We start from the raw sequence: 7,884 nt of genomic DNA on the forward strand, positions 1-7,884 counted from the left end.
GCAGGCGCGAGGTAAGCCTGCCAGGGGAAAGAGATGTCGACAATCAATGATGTATCACGTCTTGCCGGGGTGTCTAAAGCCACGGTATCGCGAGTGTTGAGTGGGTCGCGTGGCGTAAAGGAAGCCAGCCGTCAGGCCGTTCTGAAGGCAGTGGATGAGCTTAACTACCGGCCTAATGTGATTGCCCAGTCGCTGCTGAGCCAGTCTACGGGCTGTATCGGGGTGATTTGCGCCCAGGAAAACATTAACCAGACCACCGGTTATCTCTACGCGCTGGAAAAACAGCTCAGCCAGCATCAAAAACACCTGCTGCTGCGTTTCGCGCACAGCAAAGCGGAAGTGATGCACGCTCTTGAGGAACTCTCCTGCGGGCTTTGCGATGACATCCTGGTGATTGGCGCGCGTTTCCCGCTGGACGTCGACATGGACAACGTCATTCTGGTGGACTGCATGGAGTCTGATAATTCCAACAGCATCCAGTTCGATCACGCCTTTGCCGCCGAAACCGCCTGTAACTACCTGACCAGCCAGGGGCGACGCCAGATTGCCCTGATCCATCCGCACGGCAGCGGTTTTGCTGACCAGGTGCTGCTCGGCTACAAGCACGCGCTGGAGAAAAATTTCCTGCCCTTTAATCGCAACCTTGTGTTCATGGACGCGACCTCGTCGTCCGTTGCGCTACAGGAGCTGCTGAATAACGCCAGCACGCTGAACTTCAACGCGCTGCTGGTGGCGGACGAGCAGGAAGCCCAGCGGGTGATCCCGCAGCTGCAGGCGTTTAATAAATCCGTGCCGGACGACATTATGGTCTTTAGCCTGGCCGGATCGCTGCACCTGCCGGGTATTCCGGTGATCCCGGCGATTGAATATTCTATGGATGCCATGGCGGCGCGTATCGTGAGCTGGCTGACGGAGAAAACGCAGATGCTGGGTTCGTATGTGCTGCGCGGGGATTTGATCATTCCAGACGTGCGTAAGCGTTAAACATGTTGTGTAGGCCGGGAAAGGCGCAGCCGCCACCCGGCGAGAAGCACGTTTCCAGCCCTCAGTAATCTTCCATACAATCCACCTGACCAACCGCCGCCCAGTAGGCATCCAGGTTGTCGCGCTTCACGGCGGTAACGGCATTTTTGATCAGCAGCTGATTGGCCTCGGAGGACAAAATCATCGCCTGCCATGCTTTATCGCTCTGCTTTTTCTGTGGCGTACAGGTTTTCTTAATATCTTTCAGGACCTGCTGCTTAATCTGCGCCTCTTTCGCCGGATCCTCCTTTTCCTGAGCATGGACAAACGCGGCGAACAGCAGACAAACCAGCAGGCAGACAAGGTGTGCAGCTTTCATCAACAACCCCCTTTTGACGTCACAGGCTTCCCATGAAATATATCGTTACATTCAGTGTAGCGCCGCCAGCCGAAAGTATGAATTTTCTCTACGTTGCGTGTGTGAGATAGTGAAACGGCACAGATAACAAGGAGAAAAAATATGCACCTGAGCATTACTCATGCGGTTACGGCGCAGGAAAAAGAAGAGTTACTCACCGGCCTGAGAGCCTACAATGCGCAGTTTCTGGATCTCTCCACATTCAGCGGGGATATTGGCGTTTACGTGCGGGACGACATCGGTACCATGCTCGGCGGGCTCATTGGGGTGCGCAAAGGCGACTGGCTGAATATCGACTTTCTCTGGGTGAGCGATGCCGTGCGCGGATCCGGCGTGGGCAGCCAGCTCATCAGGACGGCCGAAGAAGAAGCCAGGCGCAAAGGCTGCAAGCACGCGCTGGTCGATACCGCCAGCTTCCAGGCGCGTCCGTTCTATGAAAAACAGGGGTACCAGCTGCAGATGTCTTTGCAGGATTATCCGTACCCGGGCATGCAGCGACATTACCTGGCGAAAGCCCTTTAAGCCCTTAATCTGTAGGCCGGGTAAGCGCAGCGCCACCCGGCCATACCCGCATATAACCGATCCTTCTTATTGATTCTTTTTCGGTTTTTATTTCCCCGCCTCGTTGTCGATATAGTCACTACAACATTCAGCAAAAGGAACTGTCTTGTGAAACGTCGATTGGGTGCTCTGGTACTGGCTGGCCTACTGCTGGCAGGGTGCGATCAAAGTGGCAGCGATGCCAAACACATTAAAGTCGGCGTCATCAACGGCGCCGAACAGGACGTGGCGGAAGTCGCCAAAAAGGTGGCGAAAGAGAAATATGGCCTGGACGTGGAGCTGGTGGGCTTCAGCGGCTCGCTGTTGCCTAACGATGCCACCAACCAGGGGGAACTGGATGCCAACGTCTTCCAGCATCGCCCGTTCCTTGCAGAGGATAACAAGGCGCATGGCTACAAGCTGGTGGCCGTGGCGAACACCTTTGTCTTCCCGATGGCTGGGTATTCCCGCAAAATCAAATACGTCTCGGATCTGAAGGACGGGGCAACCATTGCCATTCCAAACGACCCGACCAACCTTGGCCGCGCGCTACTGCTGCTGCAAAAAGAGAAGCTCATCACCCTGAAGCCAGATACCGGGTTGCTGCCGACGGCGCTGGATATTACCGCCAACCCTAAGCAGCTGAAAATCATGGAGCTGGAAGGGGCGCAGCTGCCGCGCGTGCTGGACGACCCGAAAGTGGATGTCGCCATCATCAGCACCACCTATATTCAGCAAACCGGGCTGTCGCCGGTGCATGACAGCGTCTTTATCGAAGACAAAAATTCGCCGTACGTGAACATCGTGGTGACGCGCGAAGACAACAAAGACGCGGAGAACGTGAAGGAATTTATCCAGTCATATCAGTCCCCTGAAGTAGCGAAAGCAGCGGAGACGATCTTTAACGGCGGGGCGGTGCCGGGCTGGTAAAAACACCCGCATAAAGCACGGTGACGTAAATTGGCCCGATTTCATCGGTAATCGTTCTTTAACCCACAGCGTGCCGCGCGACGGCTGGCTATCCTCCTTATCACACCAACAGGAGGATAGCCCATGAACATCACCCACATTCGCAACGCCACCCAGCTGATTACCTATGCCGGAAAACGTCTTTTAGTCGACCCGATGCTGGCCCCACAGGGCGCTTATCCGGGCTTCCCTGGCACGGCCCATGCCGAACGCCGCAACCCGACGGTCGAACTCCCCGTTGACGTCAACGCGCTGCTGGACGCCGACGCGGTGATCGTCACCCATACCCATGACGATCACTGGGATCGCGCCGCGGCGGAACTGATCGCCAAAGACAAACCGATCTACGTACAAAATGACCGCGACGCCGCGCTGCTGCGCAGCCAGGGGTTCAGCAACCTGACGGTCATGACCGACGAGACCACTTTCGGCGAGATTCGAATTGCGAAGACCCACGGCGGCCAGCACGGTACCGATCGCGCATACGCCGTGCCCGAACTGGCGGAGCGGCTGGGCGAGGCCTGTGGCGTGGTGCTGCGTCATCCTGATGAGAAGACGCTCTATATTGCCGGGGATACCGTCTGGCGTGACGAGGTGGCGGCCGATCTGCAAAAGCATCAGCCGGACGTGGTGGTGCTGAACGCCGGCTATGCCCACGTCATTGGTTTTGGGCCCATTATTATGGGGCAGGAGGATGTGCTCAACGTCCATTTCCTGCTGCCGCAGGCTAAAATTGTGGCGATCCATATGGAAGCCATTAACCACTGTCTGTTAACCCGCAGCGCGCTGCGGGAGTACGTTGAAGCCAACCAGGTGAGTGACACAGTGAGCATTCCCCAGGATGGCGAAACCGTTATATTCTGAGTGTCTGAAAGGGAAAGGAGAGACAGATGTCGCTAATCAACGTCGCGATTGTCGCGGTAGACGGGTTCAGCCCGTTCCACTACTCCGTTCCCTGCATTCTGTTTGGCGACTCGGTCTCCGGAGAAAAGCGCTTTAACGTGACGATCTGCGCCGAAACGCCAGGGTTTCTCACCTCAAAAGACGGATTTGCTCTCAACGCCACGCAGGATTTTACCGCCATTGGGCAGGCCGATATTGTTGTCGTTCCTTACTGGCAGCACGTTCTTGAACGCCCGCCGCAGTCGCTGCTCGACAGCCTGGTGCAGGCGAGAGACCACGGTGCGGAAATCGTCGGGCTGTGTCTGGGGGCGTTTGTGCTGGCCTGGGCGGGGATCCTGGACGGCAAACGCGCGGCCACCCACTGGGAGTTCGAACGTCAGTTTCAGTCGCTCTTCCCGAACGTTCAGCTGGATATTAATGCCCTTTACGTGGATGACGGCAATATCATCACCTCCGCCGGTACTGCCGCAGCCCTCGACTGCTGCCTGTATATCATTCGCCAGCGCTTTGGCAGCGTGGTCGCTAATCAGATTGCCCGTCGGATGATTGTTCCGCCCCACCGCGAGGGCGGGCAGGCGCAGTTCATCGCCCAGCCGGTACCCAAAGATACCCGCGACGGACGCATTAACTGCCTGATCGACTACCTGCAGCAGCACATCACCGAACCGCATAGTCTGGACTCGCTGGCGGACGTGGTCTCGATGAGCCGCCGCACCCTGACCCGTCATTTTGTTAACGCTACGGGGATGAGCGTCACCGACTGGCTGACCGCCGAACGCCTGCGGCGCAGCCAGATCTTACTGGAAGCCGGTAATATGCCGATTGAACGCGTGGCTGAGCTGGTGGGATTTAATTCCGCCGTCACCTGGCGACAGCAGTTTAAAGCGCGTTTTGGGGTGAGCCCCGCAGAGTGGCGAAAAACTTTCCGTCTTCACAGCTAGTGTATTCGGGCTAACTTAAGATTTAAGGCTTAGTTAAATTAGTTCGTATTTTTTCTTAATACCCTTCTCATTTTCTGAAAGAAAAATTTATTTCAGATGCCCTAACGCAAATTAGATATACTCGCTTTAAGAATGCTCTTATATTACGCAAATAATTATTGCGGACATTTTTGTGGCATGGATGAATAGCTCCAAAATAAAAAATAGAATAATTTCATTAGTAAATTATGCTGCTGCTATCTTATTGGTCGTCTTTTTTTTAGCGCGCGCCAATGCTGCGCCGCTGTCGCCGGCCGATCGCGATTCCATTCAACAGCAACAGCAGCAGCTTTTATTACAGAACCAGCAACAGCGTGAGGAGCTGGAGCGCAGTATTCCTCGCCCTGCGCCCGCCAGACCGCTGCCTGTTACCGGCTCCGGGCCCTGTTTCACTATTCATACCATTACCCTTTCCGGTGCGACCTTAATCTCCCCGAAAAATCGGCAGGCCCTTGTCGCGCCGTGGCAGGGCCGCTGTCTGGATATGGCGAAAATAACGGAACTTCTCGCCCATATTTCTGACTGGTATATCAGCCGGGGATATATCACCAGCCGCGCTTTTCTTATCGAGCAGGATCTCACCGGCGGTCAGCTGAATATTGTTGTGCTGGAAGGCAGACTGGAAGCGATCCGTCTGGAAGGCGAAACGCCGCGTATGCTCAAAATGGCGTTTCCGGGACGGGTGGGCGGCATCCTTAATTTACGCGATATTGAACAGGGCATGGAGCAAATAAACCGTTTGCGTACCGACCCGGTTCAGATTGAAATTCTTCCGGGAACGCAGGCTGGATATTCCATCGTTAATCTCACGGCAAAACCGGAATTTCCCTTAAGTGTATCCGTAAGCCTGGATAATAGCGGGCAGAAGAGTACCGGCGAAGATCAGCTGAGTGGCGTGCTCACCGCCAATAATATGCTGGGGCTGGCGGATAAATGGTTTGTCAGCGGCGGGCGCAGCAGCGATTTTGCCAGCGCGTACGATGCGCAGAATTTCCAGGCGGGCGTCAGCGTGCCGTTTGGCTACGGATTACTGGACTACAGCTACGCCTGGAGTAACTACCGGACCACCATCAATAACCAGGGATTCAACTGGCTCTCCACGGGCGATACCAAAACCCACCGCGTTAACGCGTCCTGGGTGGTCTTCCGCAACGGGGAGGTGAAAACCGGCATTGCGGCTGGCGTGGTTCAGCGCTCCAGCCGCAACTGGCTCAACGACGCGCCGCTTCAAAGCAGCACGCGCAACCTCTCCAGCCTGATACTGGGCATTACGCACACGCAAAAAATGCTGGGCGGCGTGGCGACCTTTAACCCGACCTGGAGCCACGGCATGCCGTGGTTCAATGCCGAAACCGACGAAGATAAGTCCGGGGATATGCCGCGCGCGGAATTCCGCAAATGGAGTCTGAACGCCAGCTTCCAGCGGCCGATTACCCGTAATGCCTGGTGGCTGGCCAGCGCCTACGGCCAGTGGTCGCCCGATCGGCTGTACGGTTCCGAGCGCCTGACGCTCGGCGGCGAAAGCTCCGTGCGCGGTTTTAAAGAGCAGTACCTGTCCGGGGATAACGGCGGCTACTGGCGTAACGAGCTGGGGTACTCCCTCTTCACCCTTCCGGTGATTGGCGCAGTGAGCGCAACGGTCGCCGTTGACGGCGGCTGGCTGGAAAAAGACCGTCAGGACCGCTTTGCCTCCGGCACGTTATGGGGAGGCTCGGTGGGGCTGAGCAGCGCAGGGCGCTGGTACAGCAGCCAGATTTCGGTCGGCACGCCCCTGCACTACCCCGACTGGCTCGGCCCGGATCATGTGAGCGTTAACTGGCGCATTGCCTTCATGCTTTAAGAGACTCTACGACTATGGATACCCGTCACCCACCCGTTCGTTTCTCGCAGCGCCTGATCAGCTGGATTGTCTGCGGCTTAATGGTCTGGCAGCCGATGGCACCTGCCGTCGCGGCGGCGCTTACGCCGACCGGGCAGACCACGGTCGATCGGGCGGGGAACGGGGTGCCGGTCGTCAACATCGCCACGCCCAACGGGGCGGGTATCTCGCATAACCAGTTCGGTGAGTATAACGTCGGCAAAGAGGGGCTTATCCTCAACAACGGTACGGACCGTTTAACCCAGACCCAGCTGGGCGGGCTTATCCAGAACAACCCCAACCTGCAGGCCGGGCGGGAAGCGAAAGGCATTATCAACGAAGTCACGGGCGCCAACCGCTCGCAGCTGCAGGGCTACACGGAAGTCGCCGGTAAAGCAGCAAACGTTATGGTGGCCAACCCGTACGGCATTACCTGTAACGGGTGCGGATTTATCAACACCCCGAACGTCACCCTGACCACGGGGAAACCGCAGTTCGACGCCAGCGGTAACCTGCAGGCGCTGGAGGTGACGAAAGGCGCCATCACGGTTGAAGGCCAGGGGCTGGATGCCAGCAAGAGCGACGCGCTGTCGATCATTGCGCGCGCGACGGAAGTGAACGCCGCGATACATGCGAAAGACCTGACGGTAACGGCAGGGGCGAACCGCGTGGGCGCAGACGGCAGCGTCAAACCGATTGCCGGTGAGGGCGCCGCGCCCGTGGTGGCCGTGGATACCGGCGCGCTCGGCGGGATGTATGCGAACCGTATCCGCCTGGTCTCCAGCGAGACGGGCGTGGGGGTGAACCTCGGCAACCTCACCGCGCGCCAGGGCGATATTCAGCTGGACGCGGGCGGGAAACTGACGGTCACGAACAGCCTGGCCAGCGGATCGATTACCGCGAACGGCGCGGGAGTGGCCCTCAACGGCAGCCATCAGTCCGGTGGCGCGCTGAATGTGGCCAGCTCGCAGGATGTGGAACTCAATAACAGCACGCTCGCCAGCCAGGGCGATATGCGCCTTTCCGCTGCGGGGAAAGTGCAGACGACGGGCGGCGGGACAAACAGCGCGGGCGCGCTTGCGGTGAGCAGCGGGCAGGGGATGACGCTCAGCAATACCGCCCTGGTCTCCCGCGGCGCGGCGACGCTGGACAGTAAAGCTACCCTGACCGTCAACGGCGGCGGCGTGTCGGCTCAGGGCGGGGCGCTAACCGTCACGAGCAAACAGGGAATGGCGCTTGCGGATGCGACGCTG

The 7,884-nt window shown here is 57.7% G+C and carries 8 protein-coding genes; 7 read left to right on the forward strand and 1 reads right to left on the reverse strand.

Annotation, left to right across the window (positions count from 1 at the left end; all coding sequences use genetic code 11):
* Positions 1-33: 33 nt before the first annotated feature.
* On the forward strand, positions 34-984 hold the full coding sequence (locus DOU50_RS08675) for a LacI family DNA-binding transcriptional regulator (RefSeq protein ID WP_023293714.1): 951 nt from the start codon (positions 34-36) through the stop codon (positions 982-984).
* A 61-nt stretch (positions 985-1,045) separates the two neighbouring features.
* Here DOU50_RS08675 and DOU50_RS08680 read toward each other — a convergent pair whose 3' ends face one another.
* Entirely contained in the window at positions 1,046-1,342 is a 297-nt protein-coding gene (locus DOU50_RS08680) for a YicS family protein (RefSeq protein ID WP_048992761.1), read from the reverse strand.
* Positions 1,343-1,483: 141 nt separating this feature from the next.
* On the opposite strand from DOU50_RS08680, the gene DOU50_RS08685 reads away from it, so the two are divergent.
* The 6 genes from DOU50_RS08685 to DOU50_RS08710 all read left to right on the forward strand — a co-directional run.
* Positions 1,484-1,903 (forward strand): GNAT family N-acetyltransferase, encoded by a 420-nt coding sequence (locus tag DOU50_RS08685; RefSeq protein WP_148769209.1) that lies wholly within the window; start codon positions 1,484-1,486, stop codon positions 1,901-1,903.
* A gap of 147 nt (positions 1,904-2,050) precedes the next feature.
* Positions 2,051-2,851 carry a lipoprotein NlpA gene (nlpA, locus tag DOU50_RS08690; protein WP_148769210.1) on the forward strand — a complete coding sequence of 267 codons (801 nt, stop codon included), beginning with the start codon at positions 2,051-2,053 and terminating at the stop codon, positions 2,849-2,851.
* A 123-nt stretch (positions 2,852-2,974) separates the two neighbouring features.
* Positions 2,975-3,754: an MBL fold metallo-hydrolase gene (locus DOU50_RS08695; protein WP_111967633.1), complete on the forward strand. Its 780-nt coding sequence runs from the start codon at positions 2,975-2,977 to the stop codon at positions 3,752-3,754.
* A 26-nt stretch (positions 3,755-3,780) separates the two neighbouring features.
* Positions 3,781-4,734 (forward strand): GlxA family transcriptional regulator, encoded by a 954-nt coding sequence (locus tag DOU50_RS08700; protein WP_148769211.1) that lies wholly within the window; start codon positions 3,781-3,783, stop codon positions 4,732-4,734.
* Between the two features lie 181 nt (positions 4,735-4,915).
* Positions 4,916-6,613, forward strand: a complete 1,698-nt coding sequence (locus DOU50_RS08705; RefSeq protein ID WP_228117523.1) for a ShlB/FhaC/HecB family hemolysin secretion/activation protein — start codon at positions 4,916-4,918, stop codon at positions 6,611-6,613.
* Positions 6,614-6,627: 14 nt separating this feature from the next.
* The coding region (locus DOU50_RS08710) for a filamentous hemagglutinin N-terminal domain-containing protein (protein ID WP_148769212.1) at positions 6,628-7,884 on the forward strand (1,257 nt) is incomplete at its 3' end.

The sequence above is a fragment of the Enterobacter sp. C6 genome (genome assembly GCF_008122455.1).
Lineage (GTDB): Bacteria > Pseudomonadota > Gammaproteobacteria > Enterobacterales > Enterobacteriaceae > Enterobacter > Enterobacter pseudoroggenkampii.

What these genes read in the sequence shown, in the direction of transcription:
- DOU50_RS08705 (WP_228117523.1), top strand. Translation starts at nt 4,916, where the DNA reads ATGAATAGCTCCAAAATAAAAAATAGAATAATTTCATTAGTAAATTAT.
- DOU50_RS08685 (WP_148769209.1), top strand. Translation starts at nt 1,484, where the DNA reads ATGCACCTGAGCATTACTCATGCGGTTACGGCGCAGGAAAAAGAAGAG.
- DOU50_RS08680 (WP_048992761.1), bottom strand. Translation starts at nt 1,342, where the DNA reads ATGAAAGCTGCACACCTTGTCTGCCTGCTGGTTTGTCTGCTGTTCGCC.
- DOU50_RS08700 (WP_148769211.1), top strand. Translation starts at nt 3,781, where the DNA reads ATGTCGCTAATCAACGTCGCGATTGTCGCGGTAGACGGGTTCAGCCCG.
- DOU50_RS08675 (WP_023293714.1), top strand. Translation starts at nt 34, where the DNA reads ATGTCGACAATCAATGATGTATCACGTCTTGCCGGGGTGTCTAAAGCC.
- DOU50_RS08695 (WP_111967633.1), top strand. Translation starts at nt 2,975, where the DNA reads ATGAACATCACCCACATTCGCAACGCCACCCAGCTGATTACCTATGCC.